Origin of the sequence: Chromobacterium sp. Beijing (assembly GCF_021496765.1) — a bacterium.
In the GTDB taxonomy this organism is placed as follows: Bacteria; Pseudomonadota; Gammaproteobacteria; order Burkholderiales; family Chromobacteriaceae; genus Chromobacterium.
On sequence record NZ_CP053750.1, the window covers coordinates 1,691,903 to 1,708,728 of the forward strand.

11 protein-coding genes are annotated in these 16,826 nt (G+C 66.8%); 4 read left to right on the top strand and 7 right to left on the bottom strand.

Annotation, left to right across the window (positions count from 1 at the left end; translation table 11 throughout):
- Positions 1 to 16: 16 nt before the first annotated feature.
- The gene (locus HQN78_RS08005; RefSeq protein WP_235088886.1) at positions 17 to 6,724 is read right to left on the bottom strand and encodes a type I polyketide synthase; all 6,708 of its coding nucleotides are present in this window, start codon (positions 6,722 to 6,724) and stop codon (positions 17 to 19) included.
- A 714-nt stretch (positions 6,725 to 7,438) separates the two neighbouring features.
- On the opposite strand from HQN78_RS08005, the gene HQN78_RS08010 reads away from it, so the two are divergent.
- From HQN78_RS08010 to HQN78_RS08025, 4 genes are read left to right on the top strand one after another with little or no spacing between them, the layout of a single operon-like run.
- On the top strand, positions 7,439 to 8,566 hold the full coding sequence (locus HQN78_RS08010) for an ABC transporter permease (protein ID WP_107799362.1): 1,128 nt from the start codon (positions 7,439 to 7,441) through the stop codon (positions 8,564 to 8,566).
- 10 nt (positions 8,567 to 8,576) lie between these two features.
- A complete protein-coding gene (locus HQN78_RS08015) occupies positions 8,577 to 9,296 on the top strand; it encodes an ABC transporter ATP-binding protein (RefSeq protein ID WP_107799363.1) in 720 nt (239 codons plus the stop codon).
- Positions 9,293 to 10,213 (top strand): HlyD family secretion protein, encoded by a 921-nt coding sequence (locus HQN78_RS08020; RefSeq protein WP_235088887.1) that lies wholly within the window; start codon positions 9,293 to 9,295, stop codon positions 10,211 to 10,213. Before HQN78_RS08015 ends, HQN78_RS08020 begins: the two co-directional genes overlap by 4 nt.
- Positions 10,210 to 11,610: an efflux transporter outer membrane subunit gene (locus HQN78_RS08025; protein WP_235088890.1), complete on the top strand. Its 1,401-nt coding sequence runs from the start codon at positions 10,210 to 10,212 to the stop codon at positions 11,608 to 11,610. The genes HQN78_RS08020 and HQN78_RS08025 overlap by 4 nt, the downstream gene beginning before the upstream one ends.
- A 33-nt stretch (positions 11,611 to 11,643) precedes the next feature.
- On the opposite strand, the gene HQN78_RS08030 is transcribed toward HQN78_RS08025, so the two are convergent.
- The 6 genes from HQN78_RS08030 to HQN78_RS08055 all read right to left on the bottom strand — a co-directional run bounded on the left by HQN78_RS08030 (position 11,644) and on the right by HQN78_RS08055 (position 16,803).
- Positions 11,644 to 13,029 (bottom strand): ATP-binding protein, encoded by a 1,386-nt coding sequence (locus HQN78_RS08030; protein ID WP_235088892.1) that lies wholly within the window; start codon positions 13,027 to 13,029, stop codon positions 11,644 to 11,646.
- Positions 13,026 to 13,676: a response regulator gene (locus tag HQN78_RS08035; RefSeq protein WP_107799367.1), complete on the bottom strand. Its 651-nt coding sequence runs from the start codon at positions 13,674 to 13,676 to the stop codon at positions 13,026 to 13,028. Before HQN78_RS08035 ends, HQN78_RS08030 begins: the two co-directional genes overlap by 4 nt.
- Before the next feature lie 72 nt (positions 13,677 to 13,748).
- Entirely contained in the window at positions 13,749 to 14,177 is a 429-nt protein-coding gene (locus tag HQN78_RS08040; RefSeq protein ID WP_107799368.1) for a MarR family transcriptional regulator, read from the bottom strand.
- 4 nt (positions 14,178 to 14,181) lie between these two features.
- The gene (locus HQN78_RS08045; protein WP_107799369.1) at positions 14,182 to 14,601 is read right to left on the bottom strand and encodes a DUF488 domain-containing protein; all 420 of its coding nucleotides are present in this window, start codon (positions 14,599 to 14,601) and stop codon (positions 14,182 to 14,184) included.
- 270 nt (positions 14,602 to 14,871) lie between these two features.
- Entirely contained in the window at positions 14,872 to 16,002 is a 1,131-nt protein-coding gene (gene yiaY, locus HQN78_RS08050; protein WP_235088894.1) for an L-threonine dehydrogenase, read from the bottom strand.
- 99 nt (positions 16,003 to 16,101) lie between these two features.
- A complete protein-coding gene (locus tag HQN78_RS08055) occupies positions 16,102 to 16,803 on the bottom strand; it encodes a MarC family protein (protein ID WP_107801780.1) in 702 nt (233 codons plus the stop codon).
- Positions 16,804 to 16,826 lie beyond the last annotated feature (23 nt).

The following is a 16,826-nucleotide window of genomic DNA, read 5'->3' on the forward strand; positions in this document are numbered from 1 at the left end:
CGCAGCCTTGCTCGCGTCACACCGCCACGCTGGCCTCCGGGTCGCACATCAGCTGCCGCAGCTTCTTCGACACGGTGAACTGCAAGCCGGACAGCTTGCTGTACACCTTGCCGTCGGCGCCGTGGACGGTGACGTCGGCCAGCAGAGTGGTCGCGGTTTGCGCCGTGACCGCCATGCTCAGATAGAAGGCCTGGTCGAAAGCCAGCGGCGCGTACTGCCGCCACTCGGCGATCTGCAGCGGCAGCCCCGCCTTGTCCGACTGCGACATCAGCCAGATCAGCGGCGTTTGCAAAGCCACGTCCGCCAGGTAGGGGTTGAAGGAGTTCACCGGGAACTGCCCCTGTCCGCCCGCGGCGGCCAGCCTACCGCCGGCTTGCAAGCCCTGGCCGTCGAGACGGAACAAGGACTGCACGCCGCGGAAGGCCGGGCCGTGGAACAGCCAGGCGCCGTCGCGCATGTCGCCGTACAGCGGCGCATGCTCCAGCGGCTCGCCCGCCGGCGCCTTGGGCCCGTCCAGCGGCGCTTCCGCCGCCAGCCGGCTCATGGTCACCCGCGCCTGGTAGCGGTTCAGCGCGGCCCCGTCCACCTGGTTGAAGATGCTCACCTCCAGCGTGTGGCGGTCCCCGTTGCCGCCGGCTTCGGCCACCGGCCGCAGTTCGGCGATGAAGCGCCGCTGTTCGCCGGCGTCGAACACCACGCCCTTGAGCACGCGGAAGTCCGTCAGCGTCTCCAGCCGATAGCCGGGCAGCAGGTCTTCGCACAGCTGCACCATCCAGCCGGCCGCGGCGGTGGCCGGCAGCACCGGCTGTCCGCCCACCACGTGATCGCCCAGGAAGCCGTTGACGGCCGGGTCCAGCTCGCGCTCCACCCGGGTCAGCGCCGGCAGGGTCTTCTGCTTGCGCCCCACCTTGTAGCTCCCGCCGCCCACGATCACCTGCGGCACCAGGCCGGCGGCGAACTCGTCGACGAAGAACTGCGCGCCCACGGCGGTGGGGATGATGGCCAGGCCGCGGTCGGCGTAGGCCTTCTTCAGCACGTCGTTGACCATGCCGCTGTCCCACGGACCCCAGTTGATGCTGCGCACCTGCTGTTTCGGGTACAGGGTCTGGTACAGATAGGCGAACTTGTTCAGCGCGTCGTTGGCCATCGCGTAATCGGTCTGGCCGGCGTTGCCGAAGAAGCCCGACACCGAGGAGAACAGCACCAGATGACGCAAGCCGTCCGGCTTGACCGCCGCCAGCAGGTTCTCCAGCCCTTTCACCTTGGTGTGGAACACCGAGCGGAAATCGGCCGGGGTCTTTTTCTCGATGCGCTTGTCCGCCAGGTTGCCGGCGCCGTGGATGATGCCGCGGATGGGGCCCAGCTGCCGCTGCGCTTCCGCCGCCGCCCGCGCCACGTCCTTGGCGTCGCCGATGTCGCAAGCCAGATAGATGGCCTGGCCGCCGGCCTGCTCGATCCGGGCGATGGTGTCGCGCACCTCGGCCAGTTGCAGCAGTTCCTTGAGCAAGGCGTCCACCTTGACCGGGGTCACCGTCTCGCCCTGCTGTTGCAGATGACGGATGGCGCGCGCCTTGAGCTCGGCCACTTCGCCGCCGCCCTCCGCCCATTCCGGCAGCGGCGCGTCGATGCGGGTGCGGCCCAGCAGCGCGAAGCGGGCCGGATAACGCTTGGCCAGCGCGATCACGCACTCGGCGGTGATGCCGCGCGCGCCGCCGGTGACCAGAAACACAGTCTTGGCGTCGATGCCGGCCACGGCCTGCGGATCGGTCGGCGCCGCCTCGAAGCCCAGCGTCATCCGCTCGCCCTTGACGCCGCGGCCCACTTCGGCCACGTCGGACTGCACGTCGCGCAGCTCTTCCAGCAACATCACGGCGATGGCGCTCTTGCCGCACTTGGGATCGAAATCCACGCTGCGGCAGAACACGTCTTCCCACTCGATGTTCAAGGCCTTGCACAGGCCGCTGACGCCGGCGGCGGCCACCGGGAAGGCGGCGCGCCGGGCGGTGCCCAGTTCGCCGTCCAGCTGGCTGGCCACGAAGAAGCAGGCGCGGCCGAGGCCGGGCTGCGTCAGCGAGGGCTGCAGCAGCTTGGCCAGCAGGAACAAGGCCTGAGCGGTGTCGTACTCGGCCGCGGCGAAGGCGTTGGCCAGTGATTTGACGTTGCCGGCCGGCGCTTGCAGGTGGATGAAGCCGCCCACCTGGCCTTCGGCCACCGCGATCCGCGACAGCACGTCTTCCAGCGCCAGCTCGTCGGCGCGTTCCAGCACGTAGTCGTTGACGTGCTTGATCGCCTTGCGCTGGCCCTTGGCCTGCTGCCACTTGAACACCAGCCGCGCCACCTGCTGGCCGTGGGCCAGCAGCTGTTTGGCCACTTCTTCGCTTAAACCCTTGCCGTCGTCGGTCAGCAGCCAGAGCCGGCCGGCGGCCAGCTCCAGCAGGTCCGGCTTGGGCAAAGCTTGTTTCCGCGCCTGAAAACGATGGATGGACGCGGCTACCGTATGGGCATCACTTACAGGGGATTGCTGAGCGAGGGCAGATGCCGTCTCCCGGGGCTCAGCTAGGGATTTTTTTGCTGCGGAGTCCTCCACGGCAACGTCGGACACCAGTTTCTTGGTGGACGACACCACGCCCAGCTGACGCAAAGGCTTGGCCTCCGCCGCCGGGGTTTCGTGCAAGGCGGGCTCGCTGGAGACCGGGGCCGGCGCGGCCTCCGGCGCCGGAGCGGCTTCCGCGGCCGGCGCGGCGGCGCCGCCCTGCTTCAGCTCGGTCAGCAGTTCGGAGATGGTCTGCTTGAAGAAGCCGCCCATCTTGCGGATGTTGCTGAAGGCGTCGATGTCGAAGGTTTCCATGTCCTTCTGTTTTTCCATGTCCTGGAAGTGCGGCACTTCGGCGGACAGTTGGTCGAACATGGCGCCGAAGATTTCCAGGCGCTTGATCGAATCGATGCCCAGGTCGGCTTCCAGATCCATGTCTTCATTGATCATGTCGGCCGGGTAGCCGGTGCGGTCGCTGACGATGGCGATCAGTTGCTTGATCAGGTCGGCCTCGGTCAAGGCTTCGAAGCGCTGGATCAGGGCCTGGTCCTCGGCGCTGATCGCGGCGGCGGGCGCGGCGGCTGCCGGAGCGGGCGCGGCTACCGGGGCCGGCGCGACCGGAGCGGCTGCTTGCGGAATCTCCTGCAGCGTCGGCTTGGGCGCCTGCACCGCGCTCACTTGAGGCGCCGGGGCGGCGGGGGCGGCGGCGGGCTGAGCCAGGGGCGCGGCCGCCGGCAATTCCACCGCGGCGCGCGGCGTCGGCAAGCTCACTTCCAGCGGCGCGCGCTGTTGCAGGCGAGCGGCCACCTGGCCGCCGCGGGCGGCGACGTCGGCGCCCAGCAAAGCTTGCTGGTTGTCGAAATAATGTTCGTGGTTGACGTGGTAGAGCTCCTGGTTCTTGTCCAGCAGCTGCAGGCTCTGGCCCAGGCTGGCCACCACTTCCGTCAGTTGCTGGCTGCCCTGGAATTTCTCCAGCAAGGTGTATTGCTTGTTCATCAGCGAGTCCAGCAGCTGAATGTAGTCCTTCTGATTCAGCTGGAACTGCTGGTGCACCTGGCTGAGCATGTTCTGCGCCTGGATTTGCGCGTCCAATACGCTCAATACTTCGTTGTCCGAGCTACTGCGTTGCATGATTCCCTCTCCGCTTATGACATGGACCGGCTCCAGCCACACCATGTCGTCCCTGTTGTCGACCAAAGTTTCCACCACTACCGTACTATCCCGCTCCGTCTCCGGCGCCCGCGGCGGCGAGCTGGCGGCGAGCCGCTCGTCGATGAAGGCGTCGATGACGCGCGTATCCTTGCGCATGGCATGCGCGCGTCGCTGCTTGGCTTTCTCCGAGTAGAAGAAGCCGCCGCTCATTGTGTAAGTCAGCGCCTTTTTCTTGGGCGCCGTCGCCAGCGGCAGCGCCGCCTGCGGATCGGTGGAGCTCAGCTCCACCCCCTCCACCGCCAGCCGCGCCAGCGCGCGCTTGAATTGCAGGGCTTCCTCACCGTTGGCGCTGGGGTTCAGCGACACCACCGCGTGCGGCTTGTCCTTGAGGATGTCCGCCACCAGCTTGCCCAGAATGCCCTTGGGGCCGATCTCGACGAAGAGATAACCGCCCTGCTGATGAATGCGTTCAATGGTTTGCTGGAAGCGCACCGGGCTGACCAGTTGGCCGATCAAGGACTGCTTGATCTTGGCCGGGTCGTCGGCGTGGCGCTCGCCGCTGGCGGTGGAATACACCGCGGCTTGCGGCGCCTGGAACGGAATCCCGGCCAGGCTGGCCTCGAACGGCGCGCAAGCGTGGCGCACGAAGTCGGTGTGGAAGGCCGCCGACACCGCCAGCACCTGGCTGCGCACCTTGCGCTCGTTCAGGAACTCATGGGCCTGGCGGATGATGTCGCCGGCGCCGCCGAACACCAGTTGCTGCTGCGAGTTGTAATTGGCCACCACCAGCTCCGGGAAGCGCTCCAGCACCGCGCTGGCTTCGCTCTCCGGCAGCGAGGCCGCCAGCATCGCGCCCGGCTCGCCGCCCGGCACCGGGCTGGCCACCGCCGCGCCGCGCGCCAGCGAGGCGCGGTAGAAGTTCTCGTCGCTCAAGACGCCGGCGGCCCACAGAGCGGTCACCTCGCCGTAGCTGTGGCCGGCCAGGAAGTCCGGCCGCAGGCCCAGACCGCGCAGCAGCTTGTAGTAGCCGGCGCTGATCGCGCCTATCGCCGGCTGCGCGGTGCGGGTCTGGGTCAGCTCCGCCATCTGGCGGTCCGCCGTCTCCGCGTCGAAGGCCGGCGGCGGGAAAATCGCCGCCGAAGGCAGCGGCAGCCCGTCGGCGTGCGCCGCGGCGTCCAGGCCTTCCAGGGTTTCGCGCATCGCCGGGTAATCGTTGGCGATGTCGCGGCCCATGTTCACGTACTGCGCGCCCTGTCCGGGGAACAAGGCCACCACGCGGCCGGCCAGCGGGGCCGCCTCGCGCTTGTAGTAAATGCCCAGCGGGTGTTCCCAGTCCTGATCCGGCCGCGCCCGCAGCAGCTTGATCGCCTCGTCCAGCAGGCCGGCCGCCTGTTCGGCGGAGCCCGCGACGAAGGCCAGGCGCGCGGAAGCGGCCGGCGCGCGCGCCGCCGCGCCTTGGTGCAGACGGAACTGATAACCGGCGTCTTCGGCGCGGAAGGCATCCAGCTTGTGCTCGGCCAGCGCCAGCAGCTGCTCCGGGCCGTCCGCGTGCAGCAGCACCACTTCCGGGCGCAGGTTCAGGCGGAAATCGCCCTGCGGCCGCGCCTGATGCTCTTCCATGATGGCGTGGTAGTTGGTGCCGCCGAAGCCGTAGGCGCTCAAGGCGGCGCGGCGCGGCGCGCCGTCCACCGGGCTCAGCCAGGGCCGGCTGTCGATGTTGACGTAGAAGGGGCTGGCGCTGTCCGCCAGTTCGTGGCTGGGCTGGCTGACGTTGATGGTGGGCGGCAACACCTTGTGATAGAGGCCGAGCGCGGCCTTCATCATCGCCGCCGCGCCGGCGGCGCAACGGGTATGGCCGATCTGCGATTTGACGCTGCCGATGGCCACCGAGCCGGGCTGAGCGCCGCCGGCCTCGAACACCGCGCGCAAGCTCTTGATCTCGGTCTCGTCGCCGGACTGGGTTCCGGTGCCGTGCGCCTCCACCAGCTGGATCTCGGCCGGAGAAATGCCGGCGCGCGCGTAAGCGCGTTGCATCGCCTTGACCTGGCCTTCGTGACGCGGCGCGAAAATGCTCTTGGCGCGGCCGTCGCTGGAGGCCTGCAAGGATTTGATCACCGCGTAAACGCGATCGCCGTCGCGCTCGGCGTCTTCCAGGCGCTTGAGCACCAGGAAGCCCACGCCGTCGCCCAGCATCATGCCGTCCGAGGATTCGTCGAAGGGCCGCGACAGATTGCTCTTGGACAGGGCCGGCGTCTTGCTGAAGCACAGGAAGGAGAAGATCGAGTTTTCCAGGTTGACGCCGCCGGTCAGCACCACGTCGCAGCTGCCGTCCACCAGCTCGCCCACCGCCGCCTTGATCGCGGCCAGGCTGCTGGCGCAAGCGGCGTCCACCATATAAGAGGTGCCGCCCAGATCGAAGTAGCTGGCGATGCGGCCGCAGGCGACATTGCCGAGGAAGCCGGGGAAGCTGTCCTCGTTCCATTCCAGATAGAGATGGTTGACGCGGTCGATGACCTCGTCGGCCACCGCGCCGGGCAGGCCGGCGTGGTTCAGCACCTTGCGCAGATACGGCTCCTGCTGACGGAAGGCCAGCGAGAAGGAAGTGTTGCCGTTGCCGGCGCCGCCCAGGATCACGCCCACGCGGTCTTTATCCACCGGCAAGGCGTCCTCGCCCACCAGCCTGGCGTCCAGCATCGCCTGTTTGGCCACGTGCAGCGCGAAGATCTGCGCGGTGCTGATGGACTCCAGCATCAGCGGCGGCAGTTTGAATTCCACCGGATCGAAATCGATGGCCGGCACGAAACCGGCGCGATGGCCGTAAGTCTTGTCGGCGGCGCTCGGGTCCGCGCTGTAATAGTCTTCCTTGCGCCAGTATTCATCGCCGTTCTTCTGGTCGATGTCGGTCAGGGAATCCTTCTTGTCGACGATATTGGTCCAGAAATCGTACAAGGTGGCCGCATCGGGAAAGTGGCTGGCCATGCCCACAATCGCGATATCCACCGTGCCCGGTCCTATCCTGCTAGCTACGGTCTTGCTCATTGCTCCTCCCGCGGTGAACCTGCTGTTTCGCATCATTCGCTTGCCGCCGCGCACCAACCGGGAAGCGCAATCGCCGGCCGCACGGCCAGGGTCGACTGCCTTTCTTTAAATCCGGTCCCGCACGCAAAGCCTGGATCGAATTCGCGTCCGGCGAACCGCCGCACGCGCCTGCTGCCTATTACGCAAACCACATCCAAAACCGCGATCTCAACTTGACAAAATCTTTACAACCGAAACTGTCAAATCCGGTTTTGGAAAATTATGACGTTGAAATCTTAGTGTTTCCTTAGGGCTTTCTTGCAGTTGACTGATTTACCTCCACATATCTGGAGAAAAATATATGCAGAACAAAGCAAGTCATTGATTTTAATGATGTATCTTTATTGACACACCAATGCCAAAGTCATTATTTTTTAGTAAATCCATTACTGAAAAATAAAAAAACCAAGCTTGAAAAAGAAAACTGAGGAGAGTCTGAGCAGGCAATAAGAACAGCGGCTTATTGAATTGGCATTCAAATTCAATATCCAGACTAATACCAGTGGTATTAATACTAGGGAAATCCCGTACGCCGACTCCGCCTTATTCACGCTTGGCCGCGCTCAGAAAACCCTAAGCAGGAATAGGCATACTGCCCTCATTTCACCCCGGAGACAGTCATGCCCCAGCCCAACCATCCCCCTGCCGGCCCGGCGACAGCGCGGAGGCCTGACCATGGTCTCCCTCGCTCGCGCCTCGCTGATCTACGAGTGGCGCCGCTTCCTGCCGGCGGTGCTGGCGGTGGCTTTCGCCGGCCTGCTGGTGCAAGTGCAGCTCAGCCTGCTCTTGGGCATGTTCAGCTCGGTAGGCGTTTACATAGACCGCTCCAGCGCCGACCTCTGGGTGGGCTACCCGGCCACTCAGAGCGTGGATCTGGCCCGGCCGATTCCCGGCAAGACCGAGAACAACCTTTGGGCGCATCCCGAGGTCACCTCGGTGGAACGCTTCACCTGGACCATGGCGGACTGGCAGCGTCCCGGCGGCGGCAAGCTCAGCGCGGTGCTGATCGGCATCGACCCGCGTCCGCAGGCGATGACCTTCGCCACCTTGCTGACCCCGGCGCTGCGCCAGGAGCTGACGGTGCCCAGCACCGTGCTGGTGGATGAGAGCGATCTGGAAAAGCTGGGCGTCAAGATCGGCGACTACGCCGAACTCAGCGGCAAGCGGGTGCGCATCGGCGGCACCGTCAACGGCATGCGCGCAATGGGCGGGGCCAACATCCTGACCTCGCTGAACACCGCGCGCCGCATCGACCCCAATCTGCGCAACGACGCCACCGACTACTTCCTGGCCCGGCTGCGCGACCCCAGCCGCGCCGAACTGGTGCGCGACCAGCTGCAACCGGCCGGCAGCTTCAAGCCCTTCCAGGTGTGGACCGCCGAGGAGTTCTCCATCCAGTCGCAGGTGTATTGGCTGTTCGAGTCCGGCGCCGGCTCCGGCTTCCTGTTCTCCTCCGCGCTGGGCCTGCTGGTCGGCATCGTCATCACCAGCCAGACGCTGATGGCGGCCATCGTCGCCGCACTGCGCGAATACGCCACCCTGCGCGCCTTGGGCGTGTCCTCCTCCTCCTTGCGCGCCGTGATTCTGGAGCAGTCCTTCTGGGTCGGCCTCGCCGGCCTGGTGATCACCGCCGTGGTCGGCGCGCTGCTGGTGATGGCCGCGCGCCACGCCCACATCGCGCTGGAAGTGCCGGTGTGGGGCTGCCTGGCCACCGGCACCCTGGTGCTGGGCATCGCTCTGCTGTCCGGTCTGTCCGCGCTGCGCGCGCTGAACCAGGCCGAACCCTCCACCCTATTGCGATAAGGAGACTCTCATGTCCGCCTCTCCCGCCATCGTCGGCGAAAACCTGAACCGCTCGTTCAGCAACGGCAAGACCGAGCAAACCGTGCTCACCAATATCTCGCTGTCCATCCTGCCCGGCGAACTGACCCTGATCATCGGTCCGTCCGGCTCCGGCAAGAGCACCTTGCTGTCCGTGCTCTCCGGCCTGCTGCCGCCCAGCTCCGGCCGCGTCACCGCGCTGGGGCTGGAGCTGACCCGGCGCTCCATCGAGGAGTTGAGCCGCTTCCGCCTGGAGCATTGCGGTTTCGTGTTCCAGGGCTTCAATCTGTTCGCCTCGCTGACCGCGCTGGAAAACGTGCTGCTGCCGCTGAACTACGGCCCCAAGATCAGCAAGCCGGAAGCCGAGAAGCGCGCCCAGGAGGCGCTGGAACTGGTGGGCCTGGGCCCGCGCGCCAAGCTGCGGCCCATGGAATTGTCCGGCGGCGAAAAGCAGCGCGTCGCCATCGCCCGCGCGCTGGTCAAGCGGCCCAAGCTGATGTTCGCCGACGAGCCCACCAGCGCGCTGGACAGCCATAACGGCCAAGTGGTGATCGACCTCTTGCACCAGATCGCCCAGGAACAAGGCACCACGGTGCTGGGCGTGTCGCACGACAACCGCCTGATCAAACACGCCGACCGCGTCATCACCCTGGAAGACGGCCAGGTGGTCAAAGACCTGCGCGTCCATAACACGCCGATGGAGGTAGCATGAGCAGCCCTATTCCCAAGACCCCGCTGCGCCTGGGCCCGCTGCTGGCTTTGAGCCTGTTGCTGGCCGGCTGCTCCGAACCGCCGCCTCCCGCGCCGGTCCAGCAATCGCCGTGGGCCGCCATCGCCAAGGGCCGCGTCAGCATAGAAGGCGGGGTGATCAATATCGCCGCGCCGCGCGCCGGCATCATTCGCGAGGTGTCGGTGGAAGAAGGCGCCGAGGTCAAACCCGGCGCGGTGCTGGCCCGCATCGACGACCGCGAGGCCAATCTGGCGATGAAGGTGCGCGAGCAGGAACGCGACGAGGCGCGGCAGGCGCTGACGCTGCTGCAGGTCAAGCACGCCATCGCCCAGCGCGAGCTGCAACGGGTGTCCGCGCTGAGCGGCGACGAGGTGGTGTCCAAGCAGGAAAAAGACAACGCCCGCGATCAGGTCAAGCTCAGCGCGTCCGAACTGGCCCGCCAGCAGGCGGCGGTGGCCACCGCCGACGCGCAAGTGGCGGCCAGCAAGCTGGAAGTGGATCAACACGTGGTCCGCGCGCCGCTGGCCGGCCGCATCATCCGCCGCCAGGCCCGCCCCGGCGACGGCACCTCCACGCTGAACGTGACGCCGCTGTTCATGTTCGCCCCCAACGGGCCGCGCATCGTTCGCGCCGACCTGGAAGAACGCTATGTGGGCTTGGTGACGGCGGGACAGGCGGCCGAGGTGACGCTGGAAGCGGACGAAACCAAGGTCTACAAGGCCAAGGTGCTGCGGCTGGGCCAGGTGTTCGGCAACCGCCCGGACAACGACGACCCCAATGAGAAACAGGACGTGCGCGTGATCGAATGCGTGCTGGCGCTGGTGGACGCGCCGGAAATCCGCATCGGCCAGCGAGTGCTGGTGCGCATCGCCCGACAAGACAAGGCGGGCAAGCCATGATGCGCCCCATCGCTCTGCTGCTGCTCCTGGCGCTTGGCGGCTGCGCCGGGCTGGAGCCTTCGCACCCGACGCCGGCGCTGCCGGAACGCTACGGCCGGACCCTGCCCGGCGCCAGCCCGGACGCCCAGGCCTGGGACGGTTTCGGCGATCCCGGCCTCAGCCGCTGGATAGCCGCGGTGCGCGAGGGCAACACCGATCTCGCCGCCAGCCTGGCGCGGCTGGACGCCGCGCGCGCCGAACTGGGCGTGCTCAACGCCGACCGCTATCCCAAGCTGGACTTCGAACAATCGGTGGAACGGCGCAAACTGTCCAAATTCGATTTGGGCGAAGTGAGCGAAGACACCGCCAATCCCAGCACCCGCTACAGCACGCGGCTGGCGCTGGGCTATGAAGTGGACTTGCGCGGCCGGGTCAGCGCCGCGACGCGCGCCGGCCGCGCAGACCTCAAGGCCAGCGGCGGCGACCTCGACGCGCTGGGCCTGAGCCTGGCGCGGCAAACCGCCGAACTGTGGCTGACCCGGGCGGAGCTGGCCGCCGACATCGAACTGGTCCAGGAGGCCGCGCGGCTGCGCCAGCGGCTGCTGGCCGGCGTCGCCGCCAAACGCCGCGTCGGCCTGGCCAGCGGCCGGCAACTGCTGGAACCGGACAGCGAGGCCAGCGAAGCCGCCCGCCTGGTCGCTCAACAAGGCGACGCGCTGAAGCGGGTGGAGCGCAGCCTGTGCCAGCTGGCCGCCAAGATGCCGGACGCCTGCGGGCTGCCGCCGGCGCGTCCGCTGCGTGAACTCCGGCTGCCGGAAGTGGGCGGCGACGTGCCGGCCCGGCTGCTGCAGCGCAGGCCGGATCTGAACGCGGCCCAGGCCCGCTACGACGCCGCGCGCGCGCGCATCGACGAAGCCGAGGCCGCCCGCTGGCCGTCGCTGACCCTGAACGGCGGGCTGGGCATCAGCGCCGGCAGCTGGTCCGGTCTGCGCGGCAGCAAGGTGCTGAACTGGTCGCTGCTGCCGCAGCTGGACATTCCGCTGTTCGACGCCGGCAAGCGCAAGGCCGAGGCCCAGCGCGCGCGCTCCGCCGCCGCCGAGCAATACGCGGCCTGGCGCGGCGCCGTCACCCGCGCGGTGTACGAGGTGGAAGACGCCGCCGCCTCCGCCCATTTCGCCAAAACCGATCAGGAGGCCAGGCAGCGCCAATACGTGGACGCCAGCCGCCGCTTGCGCGCCGAGCGCGACGCGCGCGGCGTGGGGCTCAGCGACGGTCAGGCGGAATGGCGCGCGCAACTGGCGGAACTGCAGGCGGAACAGGGCGTGCAAGGCGCGCGCCGCCAGCAATTGCTGGCGGCGGCCAATCTGATCGCCGCGCTGGGCGGCGGCTGGGAGGGCGCGGACAAGACCGCGCCCTGAGAAGCGATGAAGCGATGCGGGAGCGCGGCGGCCTCAAGCCTGCCGCGCGTCGCAGCGCGGCAGGCGGATTTCCACGCCCAGGCCGTTGCCGTGCAGGCCGTCGGTCAACAGCAGGCTGCCGCCGTGCAGCTCCACCACCCGCTTGACGATGGCCAGCCCCAGGCCGCTGCCGGTCACGGTATTGTCGGGCAGGCGCACGAAACGCTTCAGCACCTGCTCCCGCCACTGCGGCTCGATGCCCGGCCCGTCGTCCAGCACCGCCAGCCTTACATTGGAAAACCCCTCGCTGACTTCCACATTGATGCAAGCGCCGTCCGGGCAGTAACGGATGGCGTTGTCCAGCAGATTGTCCAATAGGCTATCCATCGCGCTGGCGTCGCCGCAGCAGGCCGCCGTCTGCGCGCCGTCGTAGGCCAGCGTGATGTTGCGCTCCATCGCTCGCGGCACCTGGCGCGCCAGCGCCGCGCGCGCCAAGGCCGCCAGATCGAAGGATACCGGCAGCACCCGCGCCGATTCCGCGTCCAGCCGCGACAGCGTCAACAGCTTGCCCACCAGTTCGCCACTGCGGCCTATGCTGGCGTCCAGCAAGGCCGCCAGCGCCGCCCTCTCCTGTTCGGACTCCGCGCGCGCCAGCAGATGCACTTGCGCGCCTATCGCCGCCAGCGGCGTGCGCAGCTCGTGCGCCGCGTCGGCGAAGAAGCGCTGCTCGCCCTCGCGAAAGGTCGCCAGCCGCGACAACAACTCGTTGACGGAATTGAACACCGGCCGCAGTTCCTGGTATTCGGGGTCGGCGCAGGCCAGCGGCGCCGTCGATTGCACATCGCGCGAGGTGATGGTGGTGGCCAGCGTCGCCAAGGGCTGCAGGGCGCGGCCGTAACCGACGCGCAGCAGCAGCATGATGATGGGCACCGCGGCGATCAGCGGCAGCAGGAAGAAGATCAGGATTTCGGCCTGCACCCGCTGCACGAAGCTGCGCGCGATCGCCAACTGCACCCGGACCTCGTCGCCGCTCGCCGTCAGCATGCGCCAGCGCCCCTGGTTGGCCGGCGCGCCGCCGCTGGGCGGCTGCTCCAGCTCCGGCCAGGCGCTGGACACCGCCAGCAGGCGCTGGCGCTTATCGACGATGCGGTAGGCCAGCTCGTCCTTGACCGGCGGCCTTTCGCTATAGCCGTGGCCGAACTGACCGATCAACTGATCGACGACGCGGGCCCGCTCGCTTTCCTTGATGTCGGCGCTGTAGACGGTGGCCAGGGTGCGCGCCAGCCCGCGCAAATCGCCGTCCAGATAGCCGGAACCGACCCGGGTCACTTCCCAATAAAACCAGGCGAACAGGACCAGCCACACCGCCAATAGGGTGCTCAGACTGGTCCATAGCAGCCGCCGGTAGAGCGAGCGCCGCGCCAGCGAGGGGATGATCATGCCGGCTTGGGCAGCAGATAGCCGACGCCGCGTATGGTGCGGATCCAGTCCGAACCCAGCTTGCGCCGCAGATTATGGACATGCACTTCCAGCGCGTTGTCGGACTCGCAGCACAGATGCTCGACCAGGTGCTCGCGGCTGACCACCTTGCCGGCCTTGCGCACCAGTTCGAACACCAGCGCGAACTCGGACGGCGACAAGGCCACCGCCGCGCCGCCCATCGACAGCTCTCGGGTTTCGGCGTTGATGCACAAATCGCCGATCTGCCAATTGGCCGACACGAAGCCGCTGCTGCGCCGGGTCACCGCCTGCAGCCGGGCCAGCAGCTCGGGAATCGCGAAGGGCTTGACCAGGTAATCGTCGGCGCCGTTGTGCAGGCCGGCCAGCCGGCTCTCCAGCGCGTCGCGCGCGGTCAGGATGATGACCGGCAGCGTCGATCCGTTGCCGCGCAGCTCCTGCAGCAAATGCAGGCCCTCGCCGTCCGGCAAGCCCAGGTCCAGCAGCAGCGCGTCCTGCGGCTCCTCGGCCAGAAAGGTGCGCGCCTCCTTCAAGCGCCTCACCCAGACGGTGCGAAAGCCGGCCTGGCGCAAAGCCTGCCCCAGCGCCTCGCCCAATGCCAGATCGTCCTCCACCAACAGTATGTTCACGGGATATCTCCGCTCGCCAAAACAATGTCAAAATCATGCCAGAGCGCCATGGCAAAAGCTACCGCGCCGGCGTCAATCCTCGGGCTGCAAGAGATGATCCAGCGACAGCACATCGCCCAGCCGCCGCAGGGCCTGCAACTCCTCGCGATGCTCTCGCGCCAGACATTCCGCCAGCGCCTCGCCCTTGGGCAGCAGCCGCACTTCCACGCAGCGGCGGTCGTCCCGCCCCGGGCTGCGCGCCACCAGCCGCTGTTGCTCGCAGCGGCTAATCAGGCCCACCACGCTGTGGTGGTGCGACTGCAGCCGCTCGGCCAGTTCGGCCACCGTGGCCCAGTCGCGGCCGGGAAAGCCCTTGATCTGCAGCAATAGCAGGTATTGCAGCATGGTGATGCCGTGGCGCTGGGCCGCCTCCTCGCTGAAACGCTGGAAGCGGCGCAAACGATAGCGGAAGTCCGCCAGACGTTCGAAATCCTGTTTGGAGAAGCTGGATGGCTCGGGCATGCGGTCAATGATCCAGCAAGGCGCGGTAGCACACCGGCGACGCCAGCTCTCCGGCCTCGATGCGCGCTATCTCGTCCAGCTTGTCGCCCAGGAATTGCGCCAAGGCCTGCGCCGGCTGCTTGTCGCCGCCGCCCGCGTGCAGCAGCACCAGGCCGCCGCGGCGGCTGGCCTTCCACAAGGGCCACCAGCGCTGCGGGTTCGCCGCCAGGTCGGCCCAATACACCTCGCAGAAGGTGGGCCAATGACGGTCGTCCTGGCGCAGCCATTTCAGCAAGCCGGGCGCGGGCGCCACGCTTTTGAGCCAGTGGGCGGCGTCCAGCGCCTGCCGCGGCAAGCCCTTCGGCCAGGTCTCCTCGATCAGAAAAGCGTTATCAAGCCCCGGCCGGTATTCGCTCACCGGCAATAGGCGAATGGTTGCGTCCATTGCGTCACTCCTTATTTCATCTGGCGGCGGAGGCGGTGCGGCGTCGTCAGAAATATCGTATTACGATATTTAATGGTCAAAAAAAGGCGGCTGGGCCGCCATTGGAAGCTGTGTTCAAAATCTTGCGAGCTAGAGCGAGACAAGGCGAAAACGAGCGCAAAAGCGGAATGTACTCGTGGCACATAAGCATTTTGAGCGGGTTGTTAACGTCGTATCGCCGCAGCGCAGCAGATCGTGAAGGCCGCGGCGAATCGCCGCGGCCCTTTACCGCTACAGCGCGGCCTTGAAGATCACGCAGATTTCCTCGTGGCTGGCCTGGATCGGATTGGTCAGACCGCAAGCGTCCTTCAAGGCGTTGGCGGCCAGTTCAGGAATATCCTCTTCCTTGACCCCCAGTTGCGTCAATCCCGCCGGAATGCCTACATCGGCCGCCAATTGGCGTATGGCGGCGATCGCCGCCTCGGCGCTGGCTTCCACGCCCAGCGCCGCGCCGACATCGGCCAGCCGCTGGCCGGCCGCCTTGGCGTTGTAAGCCTGCACATGCGGCAGCAGCACCGCGTTGCACACGCCGTGCGGCAGATCGTAAAACCCGCCCAGCTGGTGCGCCATCGCGTGCACATAGCCCAGCGACGCGTTGTTGAAGGCCATGCCGGCCAGGAATTGCGCGTAAGCCATCTGCTCGCGCGCCTCCATGTCCATGCCGTTGCGCACCACGCGGCGCAGATGGCCGGCGATCAGCGTCACCGCCTTCAAGGCGCAGGCGTCGGTAATGGGCGTGGCGATGGTGGACACATAGGCTTCCACCGCGTGGGTCAACGCGTCCATGCCGGTGGCGGCGGTCAGCCCGGCCGGCATGCCGGCCATGGTTTCCGGATCGTTGACCGACAGCACCGGCGTGGTGTGCTTGTCGACGATGGCCATTTTGATGTGACGGCTCTCGTCGGTGATGATGCAGAAGCGAGTCATTTCCGAAGCGGTGCCGGCGGTGGTATTGATCGCCACCAAGGGCAGTTGCGGCTTGGCGGACTTGTCCACGCCCTCGTAATCCTGGATCTTGCCGCCGTTGGCTGCCACCAGGGCGATGCCCTTGGCGCAGTCGTGCGGCGAGCCGCCGCCCAAGGACACCACGGCGTCGCAGCCGTGCTCGCGCAACAGCGCGAGGCCGGCGCCTACGTTGGCGGTGGTGGGATTGGGATGCACGCCGTCGAACAGCACGGTGGCGATGCCGACGCCGCCCAGCAGCTCGGTCACTCGGCCGGCCAGACCGGTTTTCACCAGGCCGGCGTCGGTCACCATCAAGACCTTGCGGTAACCGTAGCCGCGCATGGTTTCAACGGCTTGTTGCAGACAGCCCGCGCCCATCAGATTGACGCAGGGGATGAAGAAAGCGCTGGTGGCCATGGCAAACTCCTGTTCTTAAGACATTTGTCATAATCGCAGTATGCTCAATTTGGCCGATGCGGCATTTGCCTCACATCAAAAGATGTCCAATCGCCCCGCTCACTTATGCGGCAACACATCCTGCGCCAGCTGGGTGATCAGGGCGCCGAAGCCGTCCCACATGATCTGCACGCCCAGGCATAGCAGGATGAAGGCGGACAAGCGCAGGAACACCACCGAGCCGGTCTGGCCCAGATAGCGCAGCAGCTTGTCGGCGTGGCGGTAGCACAGATAGACCAGCAAGCTGCACACCAGCACCGCGAAACTGCCGGCCAGCGGCGAGATCGCGTATTTGACGATGCCCTTGCCGGTATCGGTCAAGGAGGCGCCCATGGTGATGGCCACCGAGATGGAGCCCGGCCCCACCGTCAGCGGGAAGGTCAGCGGATAGAAAGCGCGTTGCTTCAAGGCGTCCTGGTTTTCCGCCTGGATGGGCTGATCGGTGGAGGTGGGGCTGCTTTCCGGCGGCGCGTCGTTGAGCATGCGCCAGGCGGCGAAGGTGATCAGCAGGCCGCCGGACAATTGCACCACCGGCAAGGACACGCCGAAGAAGGACAGCACATAGCCGCCGGTGAACATGCTGCCCAGCAGCAGCAAGGCGCAATACATGGCGATGCGGCGCGCCAGGTAGCGGCGCTGCTGCGGCGTATTGCGCGCCGTCATCGAGATGAAGATGGGCACCAGGCCCGGAGGGTTCATGATCGGCAGCAAGGCGGCCATCACAAACAGAAACTTTGTTATGAATATTGTCAGCAACTGCATGAATGACTCCGAAGCCATCGAAT

Coding starts and splice junctions, on each gene's coding strand:
- HQN78_RS08030 (WP_235088892.1), bottom strand. CDS start 13,029: ATGATCATCCCCTCGCTGGCGCGGCGCTCGCTCTACCGGCGGCTGCTA.
- HQN78_RS08020 (WP_235088887.1), top strand. CDS start 9,293: ATGAGCAGCCCTATTCCCAAGACCCCGCTGCGCCTGGGCCCGCTGCTG.
- HQN78_RS08040 (WP_107799368.1), bottom strand. CDS start 14,177: ATGCCCGAGCCATCCAGCTTCTCCAAACAGGATTTCGAACGTCTGGCG.
- HQN78_RS08005 (WP_235088886.1), bottom strand. CDS start 6,724: ATGAGCAAGACCGTAGCTAGCAGGATAGGACCGGGCACGGTGGATATC.
- HQN78_RS08045 (WP_107799369.1), bottom strand. CDS start 14,601: ATGGACGCAACCATTCGCCTATTGCCGGTGAGCGAATACCGGCCGGGG.
- HQN78_RS08025 (WP_235088890.1), top strand. CDS start 10,210: ATGATGCGCCCCATCGCTCTGCTGCTGCTCCTGGCGCTTGGCGGCTGC.
- yiaY (WP_235088894.1), bottom strand. CDS start 16,002: ATGGCCACCAGCGCTTTCTTCATCCCCTGCGTCAATCTGATGGGCGCG.
- HQN78_RS08010 (WP_107799362.1), top strand. CDS start 7,439: ATGGTCTCCCTCGCTCGCGCCTCGCTGATCTACGAGTGGCGCCGCTTC.
- HQN78_RS08015 (WP_107799363.1), top strand. CDS start 8,577: ATGTCCGCCTCTCCCGCCATCGTCGGCGAAAACCTGAACCGCTCGTTC.
- HQN78_RS08055 (WP_107801780.1), bottom strand. CDS start 16,803: ATGCAGTTGCTGACAATATTCATAACAAAGTTTCTGTTTGTGATGGCC.